Origin of the sequence: Micromonospora sp. LOL_023, from assembly GCF_048060115.1 — a bacterium.
Lineage (GTDB): Bacteria > Actinomycetota > Actinomycetes > Mycobacteriales > Micromonosporaceae > Micromonospora_E.
The window spans coordinates 1-1,498 of record NZ_JBHMIM010000157.1 but is presented as its reverse complement, the minus strand read 5'-3'; the positions used below and the strand labels follow the sequence as shown (position 1 = coordinate 1,498).

1 protein-coding gene is annotated in these 1,498 nt (G+C 72.5%); it reads left to right on the top strand.

Annotated elements, in window-relative coordinates:
- The first annotated feature begins 185 nt into the window (after positions 1–185).
- Complete coding sequence (locus ACFHVL_RS31230; RefSeq protein WP_416632217.1) at positions 186–1,376, top strand: hypothetical protein; 1,191 nt, start codon at positions 186–188, stop codon at positions 1,374–1,376.
- Positions 1,377–1,498: the final 122 nt, after the last annotated feature.

The following is a 1,498-nucleotide window of genomic DNA, read 5'->3' as shown; positions in this document are numbered from 1 at the left end:
CCTCCTGATGTGATGTGTGTCGTTGGCCGGGTCCCGCGTACGCGGGACCCGGCCAACACGCGTCCGCAGCTGCGGGGCCAGACGTCGTTCCGCGTCTGCGCCCAAACCCCTACGGCAGGTCCCAGCAGGAAGGCTGTGCCGTGTCTGTGGGCCAGCTGTGCCCACCGGTGCGCCAGGATGAGGCGATGACGACGACGTCGGTTCGGGACCGGATCGAAGCGGTCCTGCGGTCGTGGGACAGCTACGAGCGCCACCGCGGCACCAACCCGGTCATCGACTACGACTGCGCACCGCTCGACCAGGCCGCCGCGCCGCCGACACCCGCGACCAGCCGGGTCGCCGTACTCGCGGAACTGACCGCCATCGCCGACGAGCCGGCCTGCCGGGCCGACGATCGGCTGCGGGCCCGGGTCGACGCGGACATCGCCTACCTACGGGCCATGCTGGGGCAGCGGTTGCCGCTGGCCGAATACGTCCGGCTGACCCAGGGCTGCGGCGTGGCGGGCTGGCCGGACGGGTACGTCGCGCAGGTCGGCGAGCGGGCCAGGGCCTGCCTGGCCGCCCTCGACATCGACTGGGACGGCCGGACCCTCACCCAGCTGGCCCGCGCCGAAGGCGTCCTGCGGCGTCGGGACGCCCCGGACGCCATCGACCAGGCGGCGGCCGACCTGGCACCACTGGTACGGGCGGCGACCGGCACCGACGCGCCGTACCAGCTGACGGTCGAGTCCGCCGAGGTGGACGCCTACTGGTCGTACTGGCTCGACGGGGCCGGCGCTGCCGCCCGGCTGCGGCTGAACCGGCACCGCGCCGAGTTCACCGAGACACAGGCGCGGGTGTTCGCTCTGCATGAGGTGCTCGGGCACGCCCTGCAGTCGGCCAGCTGGTACGCGCGGTGGACGGCCACCGACGACGGCGTGGTACGCCTGCTGTCGGTCCACACGAACACACAGGTGCTGCTGGAAGGGCTGGCGCAGGCATTGCCGCTGTTCGTGATCGGCGACGACGCCTCGGCGGTGGCGCGGGTGCGGCTGGCGCACTACACCCAACTGGTCCGGGCCGGGCTGCACCTGGCGATCAACGACGGCGTGTCGGTCGCCGACTGCGTGACGTGGGCGCGGGCCCGGGTGCCGTTCTGGACCGAGGAGGAGATCGGCAACGCGTTGACCGACCGGAGCGTGGATCCGCAGCTTCGGTCGTACCTGTGGGCGTACCCGGCCGGCATCGACTGGTTCGTGGCGCTCGCCGACCGGGGCGGCACCGACGTCGGCGCGGCGGTGCTGCGGGCCGCGTACCGGGGGCCGTCGGCCCCGGCCGGCCTGGCGGCGCTCTGGCCGGCGGGCCCTGCCATCGGCGGACCGGGGACCGACACCTGACAGATCACAGTGTGGACGGTGACTGGTATCGGACGGATCATGGTGGTCGGGTGGCACGGCCCCGGCGTTGTTCCTCTATGCCTGATTTGATCACGGTTTGTTAGATGCGGTAGACGGCGAAG

What these genes read in the sequence shown, in the direction of transcription:
- ACFHVL_RS31230 (WP_416632217.1), top strand. Translation starts at nt 186, where the DNA reads ATGACGACGACGTCGGTTCGGGACCGGATCGAAGCGGTCCTGCGGTCG.